The sequence below is a fragment of the Pantoea sp. USHLN256 genome (assembly GCF_037149875.1).
In the GTDB taxonomy this organism is placed as follows: Bacteria; Pseudomonadota; Gammaproteobacteria; order Enterobacterales; family Enterobacteriaceae; genus Pantoea; species Pantoea nemavictus.
Map to the genome: position 1 here is coordinate 526,175 of NZ_JBBCQO010000002.1, position 16,977 is coordinate 543,151.

The 16,977-nt window shown below is 54.3% G+C and carries 9 protein-coding genes; 5 read left to right on the top strand and 4 right to left on the bottom strand.

Features of this window, described 5'->3' with window-relative positions:
* Positions 1-362: 362 nt before the first annotated feature.
* Both WFL93_RS07340 and WFL93_RS07345 read left to right on the top strand, forming a co-directional pair.
* On the top strand, positions 363-1,451 hold the full coding sequence (locus WFL93_RS07340; protein WP_336777701.1) for an efflux RND transporter periplasmic adaptor subunit: 1,089 nt from the start codon (positions 363-365) through the stop codon (positions 1,449-1,451).
* On the top strand, positions 1,451-4,495 hold the full coding sequence (locus WFL93_RS07345) for an efflux RND transporter permease subunit (protein WP_336777702.1): 3,045 nt from the start codon (positions 1,451-1,453) through the stop codon (positions 4,493-4,495). Before WFL93_RS07340 ends, WFL93_RS07345 begins: the two co-directional genes overlap by 1 nt.
* A 402-nt stretch (positions 4,496-4,897) precedes the next feature.
* Here WFL93_RS07345 and WFL93_RS07350 read toward each other — a convergent pair whose 3' ends face one another.
* Entirely contained in the window at positions 4,898-5,914 is a 1,017-nt protein-coding gene (locus tag WFL93_RS07350) for an AI-2E family transporter (protein ID WP_336777967.1), read from the bottom strand.
* Positions 5,915-6,049: 135 nt separating this feature from the next.
* On the bottom strand, positions 6,050-8,737 hold the full coding sequence (locus tag WFL93_RS07355) for a cation-transporting P-type ATPase (RefSeq protein WP_180824018.1): 2,688 nt from the start codon (positions 8,735-8,737) through the stop codon (positions 6,050-6,052).
* Between the two features lie 762 nt (positions 8,738-9,499).
* Between WFL93_RS07355 and WFL93_RS07360 the strand changes: the two genes are divergently transcribed.
* From WFL93_RS07360 to WFL93_RS07370, 3 genes are read left to right on the top strand one after another with little or no spacing between them, the layout of a single operon-like run.
* Positions 9,500-10,585 (top strand): efflux RND transporter periplasmic adaptor subunit, encoded by a 1,086-nt coding sequence (locus WFL93_RS07360; protein WP_336777703.1) that lies wholly within the window; start codon positions 9,500-9,502, stop codon positions 10,583-10,585.
* Positions 10,585-13,647, top strand: coding sequence for an efflux RND transporter permease subunit (locus WFL93_RS07365; protein ID WP_336777704.1), 3,063 nt, complete (start codon positions 10,585-10,587; stop codon positions 13,645-13,647). The genes WFL93_RS07360 and WFL93_RS07365 overlap by 1 nt, the downstream gene beginning before the upstream one ends.
* Complete coding sequence (locus tag WFL93_RS07370; RefSeq protein WP_049853231.1) at positions 13,644-14,609, top strand: acyltransferase; 966 nt, start codon at positions 13,644-13,646, stop codon at positions 14,607-14,609. The genes WFL93_RS07365 and WFL93_RS07370 overlap by 4 nt, the downstream gene beginning before the upstream one ends.
* On the opposite strand, the gene WFL93_RS07375 is transcribed toward WFL93_RS07370, so the two are convergent.
* A complete protein-coding gene (locus WFL93_RS07375) occupies positions 14,596-16,113 on the bottom strand; it encodes an alpha/beta hydrolase (protein ID WP_336777705.1) in 1,518 nt (505 codons plus the stop codon). The two genes, WFL93_RS07370 and WFL93_RS07375, sit on opposite strands and share 14 nt — an antisense overlap.
* A complete protein-coding gene (gene pagP / locus WFL93_RS07380) occupies positions 16,103-16,660 on the bottom strand; it encodes a lipid IV(A) palmitoyltransferase PagP (protein WP_336777706.1) in 558 nt (185 codons plus the stop codon). The genes WFL93_RS07375 and pagP overlap by 11 nt, the downstream gene beginning before the upstream one ends.
* Positions 16,661-16,977: the final 317 nt, after the last annotated feature.

The following is a 16,977-nucleotide window of genomic DNA, read 5'->3' on the forward strand; positions in this document are numbered from 1 at the left end:
ACATGGTGTTATTATTTGGAATTTCAATAAAAACTTATCGAAATTTTAATCTCAGGCAACCAAGAAAATAGTCTATTATCAAGATGGAGAATTATTTTGAATAAAAAAGATAAACTGACAATTCCAATTATTATCTCCTTTATTTTCATTACTCTAGCATCAGCCACTATTATCGGTTTTTTTACTTACATTATTGCTTCACGCATGGCAGGATAATTAAACCAACCATCACACCATAATTAAACAGACGTTAAACGCCGTTAATTTGATTCAATTAATGACCCTTACCTTGCGGAGGGTCATTATTTCATCGTCGACATCATGGCATATTCCTGCCCCTTCTTACTTATTGAGGCAGGGGCATGAATAATTGGCCAGTGCTGGGCGCACTTCTAATTTGTTTGATTTTAATTGGCTGTGACAATAAAAGCGGTGAAGAAACGGTCACACCTCGGGTAATTAAAGCACTTACGCTGAGTGAAAATACCACTGAGCAATTAAGGGTATTTCCAGCGCGCATCACTGCCGGTGATTATACCGAACTGGCGTTCAAACGTGCCGGTCGGCTGGCGCATCTGCAGGTGCGTGAAGGTAGCCATGTCAAAGCGGGCGATGTTATTGGCATGTTGATTGATACTGATGCGCAGCTGCGGGTCAACGATCAGCAGAACAAACTCCAGCTGGCAGAACGCCAGTATCAGCGCTTCCGTGCCTTATCAACGCGCAGTGCTGTGTCTCAAGCGGATATGGATCTGCAAAAAGCGAATCGTGATACTGCCGCCGTGGCGCTCAACATCGCCAAAGAGGAGCTGGATTACCATACCTTGCGCGCGCCTTTTGACGGCATCGTCTCCCGCGTCGTGTCACAAAATCATCAGGTGGTTGCCGCCGGACAAACGGTGGCGGTGATCAGCCGTAACGATCTGCTGGATGTCATTTTCAGCGTGCCAGAAAACCTGTTCACCTCTCTTGAGGTGGAGAACGCCAGCTACCAGCCAGAGATCAGCCTGAACGCGCTGCCAGGACGCTCCTTTCGCGCAGCATATAAAGAGCATCGCGCAGAAGCTGATGCCGCCACGCTAACCTGGCAAGTGGTGCTGACTATGCCGCGCCCGGCGGATTTACCGCAGGTGAGCGGACTCAGCGGTACGGTGAAAGTGCAGATGCACAACCTGCCAACCGCCAGCGCAACGCCGCTGCTGCGCGTGCCGGCTAACGCGGTGTTCAATCCCGATCGTAGCCTGCCGAATCAGCCTTATGTGTGGTTGATTAGCGGTGAAGGCGATGTGCTTAACGTCCAGCTGCAACCCGTGGTGTTGGGCAATCTGAGTGCGCAGGGCATCGAAATCGTCTCCGGACTGAAAGTGGGCGATCGCATTGTGGTCGCGGGGGTGAGCGATCTGCGTGATGGTCAGGCGGTGCGCCTGTGGACCCGTGAGCGAGGTCTGTAATGCGCCTGCTGGAACAATTTATTAGATATCCGATTCGCAGCTGGCTGGTGATCCTGCTGCTGGGCGTGGGCGGCATTGTTGCACTGCTTAATATTGGCCGCCTGGAAGACCCGCTGTTCACCATCAAATCCGCGGTGATCGTCACGCATTATCCCGGTGCCTCGGCGCAACAGGTGGAAGAGGAAGTGACGCTACCGCTGGAAAATGCCTTGCAGCGACTGCCCGCGCTCGACAGCGTTAGCTCAATCTCCAGCAACGGCTTGTCGCAGATTACCGTCTCGATTCACAGCCACTATCGGGCCGCCGAATTGCCCCAGGTGTGGGATGAGCTGCGTCGGCGCGTCGGCGATGCCACGCGCCAGTTCCCGCCTGGCGTCAGCGCCCCGCTGGTGAATGACGATTTTGGCGATGTTTACGGTTACTTCTTCACGATTTCCGGCGAAAACTTCACCAATAGCGAACTGCGTACCTACGCCGATCAGCTGCGGCGCGAGCTGAATCTGGTGCCCGGCGTGGCGAAAGTGGCGATTGCCGGCATCGAGCAGGAGCAAGTCAACATCACGCTCTCCAGCCAGAAAATGGCGGCGCTGAGTATTACGCCACAGCGCGTGGCCGCCCTGCTCAGCAGCGTCAATGCCGTTTCTGATGCCGGGCAGATTCGTATCGGTAATGAAGCGATCCGCTTCCATCCCACCGGTGAATTCCAATCGTTGGATGAAATCAGCGCGCTGCCCATCTCGGTGCCCGGCAGCCGCCAGCAGGTGTTGTTGCGTGATATCGCCACCGTCAGCTATGGCGTTACCGAGCAGCCGGGTAATCTCTATCACGCCAATGGACACGCCGCGCTGGCGATGGGCGTCTCCTTCGCGCCCGGCGTCAACGTGATTGACGTCGGCGATGCGCTGAGCGCCAAAATCCAGCAGCACCAGCAGGCCAAACCGCTTGGCCTCTCTCTGCAGGTGTTTTATAACCAGGCGCAGGAAGTGAAGCAGTCGGTTGATGGCTTCATCAATAACTTCCTGATGGCGCTGGCGATTGTGGTGGGAACGCTGCTGCTGTTTATGGGCGTGCGCAGCGGCATGGTGATCGCCGCCTCGCTGGCGCTCAACGTGCTTGGCACGCTGTTGATCATGTATCTGTTTAAGCTGGAGTTGCAGCGGGTATCGCTGGGTGCGCTGATCATCTCGCTCAGCATGCTGGTGGATAACGCCATCGTGGTGGTGGAAGGCATCAAGGTCGATCGCCAGCGCGGCAAGCCGTTGCAACAAGCGATGATGCAGATGGTGAAACGCAGCGCGCTGCCGCTGCTTGGCGCCACGGTGATTGCCATCATCGCCTTTGCGCCCATTGGTTTATCGCAGGATTCCACCGGCGAGTACTGTAAATCACTGTTCCAGGTGTTGCTGATTTCACTGCTGCTGAGCTGGCTCACTGCGCTAACGCTGACGCCGATATTCGTGCAGTGGATCGACGGTCATCAGGCGATCGGCAAAGAAACCGCACAGCCCTATCAGGGCATGCTGTTCCGCCTGTATCGCCGCGTGCTCACCACGCTGCTGCGTTTTCGCCTCACCACGTTGGTGCTGATGGCCGCTTGCCTGGCGATGTCGGTTTATGGTTTTGGCTACGTAAAGCAGAACTTTTTCCCCGCCTCCAATACGCCGATTTTCTTTACCGACCTATGGCTGCCGTATGGCACTGACATCAACTACACGGCGCAGACGGCGCGTGAAATCGAAGGTTGGATCAATCTGCAGCCGGGCGTTGTCAGCACCGTGACCACCATCGGCCAGGGCGCGATGCGTTTTACCCTGACCTACGACGCCACACGTCAGTACAGCAATTACGGGCAGATTATGGTGCGCGTACGGGATGCTAAGCAGTTGGCAGTGCTGGCGCAGCACACTGAACAGCACATCAGGCAGCACTTCCCGCAGGTAACCGAGCGCATCAAACGCATTAATTTTGGTAGCGCCAGCGATAGCGCGATTGCGCTGCGCGTAACCGGCCCCGATCCGATTACTCTGCGCCAGATTGCCAGCCAGATTGATGATATTTTCCTTGCTGAAGGCAGCGCCTTTGCGCCGCGTAACGACTGGCAGGCGCGCAGCAAAGTGATTCGTCCACAGTATTCGCCACTGCGTGGTCAGGAGTTGGGCGTGGATAAGCGCGATATTGATCAGGCGCTGCGCATCAACTTCAGCGGCGATAGCGTTGGCCTGCTGCGCGAAGGATCGCGGCTGATGCCGATCATGCTGCAAACGGCAGCGCAAGAGCGGCAGAATATCGATCATCTCGGCAATATTCAGGTATGGAGTCACACCCAGCAGCGTTATGTGCCGCTGGCTAACCTGGTGAGTGATTTCCGCCTCGAGTGGGAAGACCCGCTGATTATGCGCCGCGACCGTATGCGGGTGTTGACGGTGCAGACCGATCCCGATCCAACCAGTGGACGTACCGCTGCAGAGATTGTGGCACGCGTACAGCCCGCTATTGAGCAGCTTAAGCTGCCGGCGGGCTATCATCTGGAATGGGGCGGTGAGCTGGAGAGTTCACGCGATGCCCAAAGCGGGCTGCTGGGTGCGCTGCCGCTGGGCTTCCTCGTGATGTTTGTGATTACGGTGCTGATGTTCAACTCGCTGCGCGATGCGCTGGCGATCTGGATCACCGTGCCGCTGGCGTTGATTGGTGTCACCTGCGGTTTCCTGCTAACTGGCATTCCGTTTGGTTTTATGGCGCTGATTGGTTTGCTGAGTTTATCTGGCATGCTGATTCGCAATGGCATCGTGCTGGTTGAGGAGACCCGCCAGCTGGCGCAGCGTCAGCCGTTGCAGCAAGCCATCCTCGACGCCGCCACCTCGCGTCTGCGCCCGATTTTGCTCACCGCATTCACCACCGTGCTCGGCCTGCTACCGCTGCTGCGTGATGTGTTTTTCCAGAGCATGGCGGTGGTGATCATTTTCGGTCTGGGATTCGCCACCATCCTGACGCTGCTGGTGTTACCGGTGCTGTATCAGAGTTTTCACCCAGCGAAAAAGATTTGATGCTGCCATGTCTGGAGGTCGCCATAAATGGCGACCTTACAGGCGTTATAGCGATGACGAGTCAGTAAGACGCATTGATGCTGCAGCGAGGGGGTTGAGGCGACATCCCAGCCCGCTGAGCGAGTGAGGGATTCCAGGGCGAGCCGCAGGGATGCGGCGAGAGGCGGCGCTGAGCAGGAGCGAATCGCCGCCGGTCCGTCAGGAATCCTGAGGGAGCGAAGGCACCGCGAAGCGGCGGGATGGGCTGGCGCAGGGCCCGGGAGTGCAGAGGACGCGGCCAGGCGTCCTCTGCTCGGTCGCCGCACGGCATAGCTGAAACTGCCTCAGCCGATGGCGAACGAAAGTCGCTCAGCGCTTAACTGATCGGCATTACGCCATTTATGGCGACCTCTGGCTCTGCTGCTACTCAACATCCTGATGTTGAGCACTGGCCAACAGTATCTTTTTCAACATAAAGGTCAGTGGAATGGCCAGGATCGCGCCAATAATACCGAGCAGCGCCTGCCAGATTAGAAATGCCAGCAGTTGTGTGGTCAGCGCCATATTCAGCCGCTTGCCTAATAACAACGGTTCAATCACTGAGCTTAGAATCAAATTCAACGCCACAAAGAACAGCGCAACCACTAATGCTGTTTGCATATCAAATAACATATAACTCTGAAGAACCGGCGGGATGGCCGCCATAAACGATCCCAGCACCGGAATATAGTTGAATACAAACATCAATACGCCCCAGAAAAAGGCGAATTTAAGCCCAAGCAGATGCGCACCGCCCCAGACAATAATGCCACCGAGAATACTGGTTAGAGTTTTTACCTGAGCATAAACGATCACACTTTGAATACCTTCTTCAAGCGCCACATAATAGACCTGGTATTTTCCCTCAGCCTGTTTACGCAAGAGTACTTTCAGGTTGCGCATTTCATACAACATGAAAAATAGCATCAGAAATACCATTAGCCACCAGGAAAGAATGCTGGGTATTTGCGTGAGAAATCCGGTAACAAACCGCACGACTGCGCCAGCATCAATAAAGGTCAGCATGTCATTCGGCGTTAAAACAATCCCCAAATGCGCAAAAGTTTGCGTCACCGGCTCAAAGCGTTCGGCCAGTAACTGCGGCGCCTGGCGGCTGAGCTGGATTAAATCGGGGGTTAAAACAGTGAGTTTGATGATGGTGAAGACAATCACTAATAACAACATCACGATCACCAACAGTGACGACAGCAGACGTGGAATGCGTTTCCTTTCCAGCCGCACGATCAGCGGATCGAGCATAATTGCCAGGAACAGAGAGAGCATCACCTGATTAATTAACGGCGATGCCAGATAAATGCCGGTAAGAATTATGGTCAAGGTGGCGAGAATTAACAATACGCGCAGCAGCCTTGACCATAAAGGAAACCCATTCAGTCCCATCATAAAGATCCTTCATCCTATACAAAATGTATTATAGAGAAAAACCTATCCGCTGGGACTTGTTTGAGGTCAAACCGCCGATTATTGCCCGATAAATTCAGGCCGGTAGTAAACCGGCCTGAATGTCACGCGCGATTATTTGGTTCTGAATCTTCGGGTTAATGGCTTTTCGATCTCGACAATTAAGAACATCACGAAGCCAATAATCAGGGTGATAATCCAGTAGCGTAACGGCAGCGCTGTGGTACCAAACAGCAGTTGCATAAAGGGCGCATAGATAATCAGTAATTGCAGCACCAGCAAAACTGCGCTGACAATCCAGATACCTTTATTAAGCAGCAACCCTTTGCTTAATGAGAAACCGTCTGAAACACGGCAGTTCAGCATATAGAACCACTGCGCCGTCACCAACGTTTGCAACAATACGGTACGAATAAATTCCGGTGAATAGCCGCGCGGTTGTAACCAGGCTTCCAGAACGAAGGCGCTAATGGCGATCATCGAGCCGACAAAGATGACGCGCCAGATGGCAAAACCATCCATCACGTGCAGTTTGGGATCGCGCGGTGGACGACGCATAATATTTTGCTCACCCGCCTCAAACGCCAAACCGAAGGAGAGCGTGGCAGACGTCGCCATATTCATCCACAGAATTAACACCGGCGTCAGCGGAATGAGGTTCCCCGCCAGCAGCGCAATGATGATCAGTAAACCCTGCGCCAGGTTGGTCGGCATGATAAACAGAATGGTCTTTTTCAGGTTGTCATAAACCCGACGCCCTTCCCTGACCGCGCTGGCAATGGTGGCGAAGTTATCGTCCGTTAACACCATGTCCGCCGCTTCTTTGGTAACTTCGGTGCCTTTTATCCCCATGGCGATACCGACATCCGCCTGCTTCAGCGCGGGCGCATCGTTAACGCCGTCGCCCGTCATCCCCACTACCTCTTTTTTGCTCTGCAGCGCCTGCACCAGGCGGAACTTATCTTCCGGGCTGGTACGGGCAAAGATGTCGTAAGCCTGCGCGGCTTCACTCAGCTGCTGGTCATCCATCACTTCCAGTTCGCGCCCGGTAATGGCGCTACCGGCATTGCCGATACCCAACATCTGACCGATGCTCATGGCGGTTTGCGGATGGTCGCCGGTAATCATTTTGACGCGAATGCCGGCCTGCAGGCAGTCACCAATCGCGGTGATCGCTTCGGGTCGTGGCGGATCCATCATGCCGGCGATACCGAGCAGAATCATGCCGTGGCTCAAATCCTGATGGGTTAATTCAGTCTGGCCCGGCGTAGCGGGTTTCCACGCCGCTGCCACCATGCGTAATCCCTCACGCGCATACTCTTCAATTTTGGCTTCCCACCAGGCGAGGTCGATGGGCTGCAATCCGCTTTCCGTTTGCTGCTGTTGGCAATGCCGGAACAGTACGTCCGGCGCACCGGTGAGCAGCACGCACTCCTCTTCGCCAATGCGATAGTGCGTCGACATGTACTTATATTGCGAATCAAACGGAATTTTACTGCGCAGTTCGGTGGTTACCGTCGGTAAATGCCCTTTGGCCGCCAGTACCTTCAGCGCCCCTTCGGTCGGGCCACCGGTGATTTTCCACAGGCCGTTCTCATCTTTAATCAACTGGCTGTCATTACAGAGATCGATGGTGCGCAGATAGCGCTCCAGTATCGAACCGGCCGCGACAGTTATCGGCGACGCATCATCGGCTTTATGAATCGCGCCGACCGGCTCATAGCTGACGCCATCAACGCGATAAATTTGATCGGCGGTGATAATGGCTTTCACCGTCATTTCGTTCATGGTCAGAGTGCCGGTTTTATCCGAACAGATCACCGTCATCGCCCCCAGCGTTTCCACGGTCGGCAGCTTGCGGATTATCGCCTGCTGCTTCGCCATGGTTTGCACGCCAAGCGAAAGAATGATCGAGATGATCGCCGGTAATCCTTCGGGAACCGATGCCACGGCGAGGCTGATCAGAGACAGCATCAGCTCTGAAACCGGCATATCGCGGAACAGCAGGCTAAAGACAAACAGCGCAGCCATCATCGCCAGAATGATCAGGAAAATGGCTTTACCGAGTTTATCCATTTGTACCAGTAACGGCGTACGGTGCTTTTCTATGTCGGACATCATCTGGTTGATGTGCCCCAACTCGGTCGCGCCACCGGTGGCCACTACCAGCCCTTTACCGCCGCCGGAACTGACGGTAGTGCCGGAGAACAGCAGATTGGTGCGGTCGCCCAGCGGCAAATCGCCGGACAGCGCATCGGTGCCCTTCTCGACGACGGTCGATTCCCCAGTGAGAATCGCTTCTTCAACCCGCAGGTTGTGCGCTTCGATCACGCGCAGATCCGCCGGAATACGGTCGCCTGCGCGAATTACGACCACATCGCCTGGCACCAATGCCGTAGTGGGCAGCGTTTCATGGTTCCCGCCGCGAATCACCACGGTTTCACTGGAGAGCATATTACGAATACTCTGCAGGGATTTTTCCGCGTTGCTCTCCTGAATATGGCCAATTAATGCATTCACCACCGCCACGCCGAGGATCACCAGCGTATCGACCCAATGTCCCATTACGGCGGTCAGCACCGCGGCGGCCAGCAAAACGTAGATTAAAACATCATTGAAGTGGGCAAGAAAACGCAGCCAGGCCGGTTTACCGGGTTTCTGCGGCAGGGCATTTTCCCCGTACTGTTTTAAGCGTGTCGCCGCTTCAGCACTGCTTATTCCCTCGGTCGAACTTTGGGTACTGGCCAGCGTTTCATCAACAGAAAGTTGATAATAAGTACTTTCCGGTTTAGCAGTATTCATCGCTTTCTCCTCAAATCCTGTTTCGGAAATCAAGGCGGTGATATCCCATGATTAACAAATCGCCATTGAACGAAAAAAATGAGACCTGACTTCCTCGGACTGAGAAGAGGTCCGCTTAGGATTGAATTCTATGTCATCTATGGCTACTTAGCTGGAGCCGGGCAGCCGAATTATCTATACGGAAAACTTTAAGATTTTGAAAAATGAACGCTATAAACGTAGCACAGGGAAATTCAACGCATTCATTTCGCAATAAAAGTTTTGGGCTTGCGCATCCAACTGTTAGCGCCGACTCGCTGTTTAAATGATTAATTTATAAATAAAGATAAAATTCATAAGGATGCCTGAATCAACCCCAAAATAATGATTATTTGATGACAGAATTTTATTCTAACCAAGTGGAACACAAACCCAATACAATCCATTTTCATGGAGTTAAATGCCATCAATATCAACAAAAATATTACAATCTATCTGCCTTTACTTTTTTTGACTTATGCGTCTATGCTCATCTTTAACAAAATCACGCTGTTAACACCTCTCACCTTTTATAGCGATGGCACAGTTTCCTTACGGTCATGGTTAATGGAGGCATCGATGCATGGTTATAGCCTGCTGCGTTTAAGTCTTTATGTTGTCTTTGCAATTGTCACTTGCTCTGCTGTCGGACTATTCACCTATGCGGTGGTTTCTATGCTTGGCAGATAAATAAGCCACGAATAAAACGTCAACAATTCACTCGTTGTTGCTGAGGATAAAACAGTGACTCGTTATTTTACGCTGATGGCGATTGTTATATTTATAACAACCGCTTGCGATCAAAAAAAACAGGACGTCGCCGCACCGCCACGCATGGTTAAAGTGATTGACGTCGTGGCTTCCGGCGAATCTCAACAACGCATTTTCCCGGCACGTATTGAATCCGGCGACTCTACCGATTTGTCATTCAAGCGCGGCGGACAAATTGAATCGCTGGATATTCGTCAGGGCACGCGCGTCGAGCAGGGACAGCAGATTGCCCGGCTGACGGCGCGTGAAGCGCAGCAGCGCGTCAACGAACGCCAAACCGCAGCCACGCTGGCACAACGGCAATTTGCTCGCTTCCAAACGCTCTCCGGGAGGCAGGCTATTTCGCAGGCGGATATGGATGTGCAGCGCGCCAATCGCGATGCGGCGAATGCTGCCCTGCAAATCGCACGTGAAGAGCTAAGCCAAATGACGCTCACCGCGCCGTTTAGCGGCACTGCCGCTAACGTCAATGTGCGCAACCATCAGGTGGTTGCCGCCGGCCAAACCATTGCGACGCTAACCCGCACCGATCTGCTCGACGTGGTGTTTAGCGTGCCGGAAAATTTATTTACCGCGCTGGATATGCGCAACATGACCTACCGTCCGGTGGTGCGCATCAACACCCTGCCCGATCGGGAGTTCCAGGCCGAGTACAAAGAACATACCGGCAGCAGCAGTAGCAACACCTTGACCTGGCAAGTGATTTTAACCATGCCCCGCCCGGTGGATTTCCCGGCCGTGGGCGGCGTCAGTGGCACGGTGACGATTAATCTGGCGAATCTGCCCGCCAATGTGCATCGCGAATCGCTGGTGGTACCGGTGGAAGCGGTATTCAATCCCGATAACAGCCAGCGTAATCAGCCGCACGTCTGGGTGGTACAAGGCAGCGGCGATCAACTGCACCTTGAGGATCGTAAAGTCAGCGTCGGGGATGTGACCGATCGCGGCGTAGTGATTACCTCCGGCCTACAACCAGGTGAACGCGTGGTCGCTGCTGGCGTCAATGAGTTGCATGCCCAACAGCCAGTGCGCATCTGGACGCGTGAGCGGGGGCTGTAATGGATATCTCCCGGCAGTTTATCGATAATCCGGTTCGCGTCTGGCTGGCCATTCTGTTACTGGGCGTCGGCGGCATTTTTGCCCTGCTCAATATTGGTCGTCTCGAAGATCCCGCCTTCACCATCAAAACCGCCGTGGTGGTGACGCACTATCCCGGCGCCTCCGCTCAGCAGGTAGAAGAAGAAGTGACGTTGCCGCTGGAGAATGCGCTGCAGCAGTTGCCGTATCTGGACAACGTCAGTTCGATCTCGTCCAACGGTTTGTCACAGATTACCGTCAATATTGCCTCGCGCTACCACTCCAACCAACTGCCGCAAATCTGGGATGAACTGCGGCGCAGAGTCGGTGATGCCGCACGGTCCTTTCCGCCCGGTGTCGCTGCGCCGTTTGTGAATGACGATTTCGGCGATGTGTTTGGTTTTTTCTTCGCCATCTCCGGCGACAACTTCAGTAACCCGGAGTTGGTGCAGTACGCCGAGCAACTGCGCCGTGAACTGGTGCTGGTACCGGGGGTGGGAAAAGTCGCGCTCGGCGGGGTTATCCCCCAGCAAATTAATGTTGATGTGTCGCTGACGATGATGGCGGCACGCGGCATTACTCTGCCGCAACTCTCCAGCGTGCTGAGCCGTCTTAACGTGGTTTCAAGCGCCGGAGAGATCAAAGCCGGAACGGAATCCATCCGCCTGCATCCGACCGGTGAATTTCAAAACATCGAGGAGTTGAGTGATTTGCTGGTCAGCCCGCCGGGCGATCACGCCACTACCCGCCTGCGCGACATCGCTACGCTGTCGCGCGGGCTGAGCGAATCGCCCTCCAGCATTTACCATGCCAGCGGACGCCCGGCGGTCACCATGGGAATCTCCTTCATTCCTGGGGTGAACGTGATTGACGTGGGACGCGCGCTGGAAGCGAAACTGCAGCAGATGTCAGCGGAAAAACCGGCTGGTATTCAGATCAATGTGTTCTACGATCAGGCGGCGGAAGTGGCGCACTCCGTCAATGGCTTTATCGCTAATTTCCTGATGGCGTTGGCGATTGTGGTCGGCGTGCTGCTGATCTTTATGGGCGTGCGCAGCGGCATTATCATTGCGCTGTCGCTGGCGCTGAATGTGCTGGGCACACTGTTGATCATGTATCTGTGCGGCATTGAACTGCAGCGTATTTCGCTGGGCGCGCTGATTATCGCGCTCAGTATGCTGGTGGATAATGCCATTGTGATTGTTGAAGGGGTGCTGATTGCGCGTCAGCAAAACTCGCCGCTCGTCACCACCATCAATTTCGTTATTCGCCGTACCGCCTTTCCGCTGCTCGGCGCGACCATCATCGCCATTCTGGCTTTTGCCCCCATCGGCTTGTCGCAGGATTCCACCGGCGAATACTGTAAATCGCTGTTCCAGGTGTTGTTGATTTCACTGCTGCTGAGCTGGTTCTCGGCGCTCACTATTACGCCGGTACTGATTAAATGGTGGCTGTTTAAAGCGCAGGCGGCAGCCCCTGCTAAGGCCGCCGCCTCACCTTATGATGGCGGCTTTTATCGCAGCTATCAGCGGGTATTACAGGTGTTGCTCAGGCAGAAAACCCTGACGCTTTCGCTGATGGCGGTCCTGCTGGCGCTGGCTATCTGGGGCTTCGGTTCGGTTCGTCAAAACTTCTTCCCTTCGGCAAATACGCCGATTTTCTTCGTCGATCTGTGGCTGCCGTATGGCACCGATATTAAGTCCACCGAGCAGATGGCCAGTGACATTGAAAAATCGATCACCGGCCAGCAAGGCGTGCTCTCTACCGTGACCACCATTGGTCAGGGCAGCATGCGCTTTATCCTCACCTATAACGGACAGCGTCAGTACAGCAACTATGCGCAAATCATGGTGCGCATGGACGATCAGCGCAATATCGCAGCGCTTACCCGGCGGATTGATAGCGACATTGCGCGCCAATATCCGCAGGTAAACGCCAGCACTAAACGCGTGATGTTTGGCCCTTCCGGCGGCAGCGCGATTGAAGTGCGCATTAAAGGTCCCGATCCCGATCGAATGCGCCTGATTGCCAGCGAAGTGGGCGAGATTCTCACCCGCGACCCGGCCACCGACAGCGTGCGCAATGATTGGCAAAACCGCAGCAAAGTGATTCGCCCACAATATAATCTGGCGCTGGGACGGGAGTTAGGCGTCGATAAACAGGATGTTGATAACGCGCTGGAGATGAATTTCTCGGGCAGTCGCGTGGGGCTTTACCGTGAAGGCGCCGATCTGCTGCCGGTGATGGTGCGGCCACCGGTCAGCGAGCGGCAGGACGCCAATCATCTTAATAATGTGCTGGTGTGGAGTCAGAGCCAGCAGCAATATATTCCGCTCAGCAACGTGGTGAATGGTTTCTCTCTGCAATGGGAAGATCCGCTGATTCTGCGTCGCGATCGCAGCCGGGTGCTGACGGTTCAAACCGATCCCAATCCGCTGAGCAGCGACACCTCAGGCGATATTCTGGCGCGCGTGAGGCCGCAAATTGAACAAATCCCACTGCCGCACGGCTATAGCATTGAGTGGGGCGGCGATGCTGAAAGCTCCAGCGAAGCGCAGCAAGGGGTGTTTACGTCGCTGCCGCTCGGCTATCTGGTGATGTTCGTGATTACCGTGCTGATGTTCAGCTCGCTGAAGAATGCCGTCGCCATCTGGCTAACGGTACCGCTGGCGCTGATCGGCGTGACGCCGGGCTTTTTGATTACCGGCATTCCGTTTGGCTTTATGGCGCTTATCGGCCTGCTGAGCCTGAGCGGCATGTTGATCCGTAATGGGATTGTGCTGGTCGAGGAGATTGAGCAGCAGAAACAGCTGATGCCGCAGAGCGATGCCATTCTCTACGCCGCAACTTCCCGTCTGCGTCCCATTCTGCTGACGGCGTTCACCACCGTGCTGGGGCTGGCGCCGCTGCTGCGCGATGTGTTCTTCCAGAGCATGGCGGTGGTGATTATGTTTGGTCTGGGCTTTGCCACGGTGCTGACGCTGCTGGTGCTGCCGGTGATTTATGCCTGCTTCCATCGTCAACCGGACGCGACCGCGCCATGAATGTCACCGGCCTCAATGTTATCAAAACGCTGGGATGTATGGCGGCGGTGACGTTTTTCACCGTCTACAACACCTGGGATCGCTACGATTATGACTATCACTGGATTCTGGCGTTTCTGACCTTTATCTCCACTATCGCTACACCGCTGTTTTTTGTCGTCGCCGGGATTATGGATGCCCGTTCCGAGCAGGATCTCAGCTGGCAGATGAGTAAGATTCGCAATGTGGTGATCGTGTTTCTTTTCTGGATGACGGTCTACTACCTGTGGGAACCCTATCAGCGCGGCTATCTGATTCAACCGTGGTTCGTCTTCTCGTTCATTATCATCTACAGCTTTCATCCGTTAATGACATGGCTCAGTCAGCATCGGCGAGCATTCTGCGCAATGGTTTTCGTGCTGCTGGTATTCTCGTACGGTTACGATTTGCTGGCGGTGCTGCACCCGGACGAGGCGCTGTTCCGGCTGGAGCCGCAATATCGGCTTTGGACCTGGCTGCTGTTTTACTTAACCGGCCAGCTGCTGTGCGATCCGCTGATTGCCGACTGGATGGAGCGCAAAAAGGTGGCGCGCGGCGCGGCGATCGCCCTGCCCTTTATCTACCTGTTTACCTGGTTTTATGAGCAGCATTTCTTCTTTGCGTTATTCAAAGCCGATCGCAATGCCTTTATCCTGACCGGATCGCAAATCTATCTGCTGGTGGTAGTGCTGGTGATCGCCGCCAGCCGGGTACGTTTTCGCCATAATGCGAAAGTGAAAGAAGCCATCCTGGCGACCATCAGCAAAACCATGACCGGAGTCTATATTCTGCACTACTCGGTTTTCCACCTCGTCACGGCACTGATTCCCATCACCTCTTTGGCCACCAAACTGACGCTAATTGTGGTCACTTTTGCCGCCTCGGTGCTGTTGTCGCGGCTGATTCTTGCCAGCGGCTGGCTGAAAAAAGTCATAACCCTTTAAGGCATGGCGCAACATCCGCCTGACTGCTGCAGTCGATACGACCCTTTATTTGCAGCATCATAAAATCGTAAAACGGATTGGATGTATTGCGCATTAAGGTATCCAGACCGACGATCAGGCTCGCGGTTTCTCCACGCAGCGAAATGGTGCCAAAGCTGATGCCATAACGATTCTTTTCTGTCGGCTGGCGGCCATACAGCGAGTCGCTAAGCGGAAACGGCACGGCGATATGCGATAAAGAATAGGTATCCTGTGGCCACGCGGCGTGCAGCGAACGCACCCTCTCCTGAGTTTCGTCGGCTGGCGTTATGCGCGCCACGGTTTCATAAGTGCTGGCTGACGCGTTGGTGATCACCGTTGAGGCATAGCGGCGCGGTGCCGGTGGTAACAAATTGCTGACTGCCGAATAGAGTGCGGGCCTGAAGAGTGCGCGTAAGTTTGCCGCCTGGTTAACGTCAAATATCACCAGCTCGCTGCCGTTATCCGGTAAATAGCGATAAAAAGAGTTCACCACCGCGCGGGTGCTGACGGTGGAGTCCAGCACCGACTGGAAGGTTAGTACCGGCGGGAACGCCTGCAGGGTTCCACTGCGGATGACGTGCAGCATCTGATCCTGCATCGCCTGGGTTAACAGCCACGATTGGCGCGCCGCGCGTACTGGAAAGGAGTTGTATTTAAACGGATTATATTCCGGAACGATATTCAGCCAGGCCGCCTTAGCGAAGCCTGGAATAATCGCTGGCCAGCCCGCTAATCCGGCAAAGCGCGCATAGGCGGTGACGCCAATCATCGGCGACAGCAACACCAGCTGTTGCGGTTGGCGCAGCGCGTTATTTTGCAGGCTATCGAGGCTGTACTTTACGGCTAACGCGCCGCCGTTGGAGTAGCCGACCAGATGCAAAGGCACGTTGTTTCCTGCCAGACGCGTGGCTTCCCGTACCGCTAAGCGCGTGACCGCCATCCACATTTGCCAGTCGACTTTGGTCAGCGAACCTGGCGCCGTGCCGTGCCCCGGCAGACGCGGCACCACCGCGACAAAACCCTTTTGCTGATACGCCTGCGCCAGATAACGTACGCTGTAGGGCGAATCGGTTAAGCCATGCAGCAGCACCACGGCCCCTTTCACCTCGCCCTGTGGTTCGAGGATAAACGAGCGATTCCAGTTGGTGTCAAATCGCGCCGGATATACCGGGCTTTGTGGGTTAAAGCGGTTGAGTGCTGTTTTATCCTCGTCGCTGAGTTGATCGGTCACGTTGGCTTGCATATCGTGGAAGATGTCATCTTCGCGTGCCAGATAATCGGCGAAGCTGGCACCATCAATCTCATCCGTCGACATTTCATGTGCCGACCAGGTATGCCAGCGATGCAACGGCGGCCCCTGCTCAGATTGATAGCCACGAATCAGCAGGAACATGACCAGTAGCGCCAGCAAAGCCAGCGCAATTCGCTTCAGAAACTTGCTGATTTTAGTGTTGTGCAACGCGTTGGCTAAATCAGAAGGCATAGCGCACCCAGGCGAACAGCACGTTGCCGTTATTATGTGTGCCTGGAATATAGGTGAACTGCACATTCAGACGCTTGTAACCGGCAGAGAACAGCGGCAGCACAATCGGCAGCGGCACATAGTTGGCGAAATCGTCGCGCGCGGTAATACCGGCGGTTAGCCCGAGACCGAGACGAAAATCGCGCTGTTGATCCAGATACCAGCCCTTCTCCCAGCCATAACCGATGATCGGCTGCCATTCATTATGCGAATCTTTAAACGCCATGGCATAGAGTGCGCTCCAGTTACCGTCTTCATTAATACGCGACACGCCTAACCCACCGCCCCACGGCGTTTCATTGTAGTTATCCGTCTTGTCTTTATCGTAGGCGAAGCGCGCATGCCAGCTGATGAAGGGCAAATAGAGATCGTAATACTGCGGCTCCTGCCAGGTTTGAGAAACATCCTGCTTAAGCCAGTCCCAACCATCACTGAGCGAGTTGGCCGCCGTGGCGGGGAAGACAAACAGAATCAGGATGAGAAACCAGGTCGTCTGAAGAGTTCGCATAGTCTTATGCCTCTGAAATGCACCGCCAGAAAAAGGGTGTGGAAAAGCTGACGTGCTCAGGAAGCAGATCAAGCCACTTAACCGGTTAGATTATAGTTGCTTGTTATTGCTATAGGAAATCTCTGACAGACCGAAACATGCTGTGGCTATATGTTGACAAAATCCACTTTTATAAACATATGGCGTCAACTTGTTTACGCCATCGACACGTTAAGCCTATATGTCGATAAAATACGTTTTTATAAACATGACATCGTGACATGTCGATGCCATCGACATATTATGGCGATATGTCGATAAAATTGGCTTTTTTAAAC

Excerpts from the sequence above, each read along its gene's own strand:
- WFL93_RS07340 (WP_336777701.1), top strand. The coding sequence starts at position 363 with ATGAATAATTGGCCAGTGCTGGGCGCACTTCTAATTTGTTTGATTTTA.
- WFL93_RS07345 (WP_336777702.1), top strand. The coding sequence starts at position 1,451 with ATGCGCCTGCTGGAACAATTTATTAGATATCCGATTCGCAGCTGGCTG.
- WFL93_RS07350 (WP_336777967.1), bottom strand. The coding sequence starts at position 5,914 with ATGGGACTGAATGGGTTTCCTTTATGGTCAAGGCTGCTGCGCGTATTG.
- WFL93_RS07355 (WP_180824018.1), bottom strand. The coding sequence starts at position 8,737 with ATGAATACTGCTAAACCGGAAAGTACTTATTATCAACTTTCTGTTGAT.
- WFL93_RS07365 (WP_336777704.1), top strand. The coding sequence starts at position 10,585 with ATGGATATCTCCCGGCAGTTTATCGATAATCCGGTTCGCGTCTGGCTG.
- WFL93_RS07370 (WP_049853231.1), top strand. The coding sequence starts at position 13,644 with ATGAATGTCACCGGCCTCAATGTTATCAAAACGCTGGGATGTATGGCG.
- WFL93_RS07375 (WP_336777705.1), bottom strand. The coding sequence starts at position 16,113 with ATGCCTTCTGATTTAGCCAACGCGTTGCACAACACTAAAATCAGCAAG.
- pagP (WP_336777706.1), bottom strand. The coding sequence starts at position 16,660 with ATGCGAACTCTTCAGACGACCTGGTTTCTCATCCTGATTCTGTTTGTC.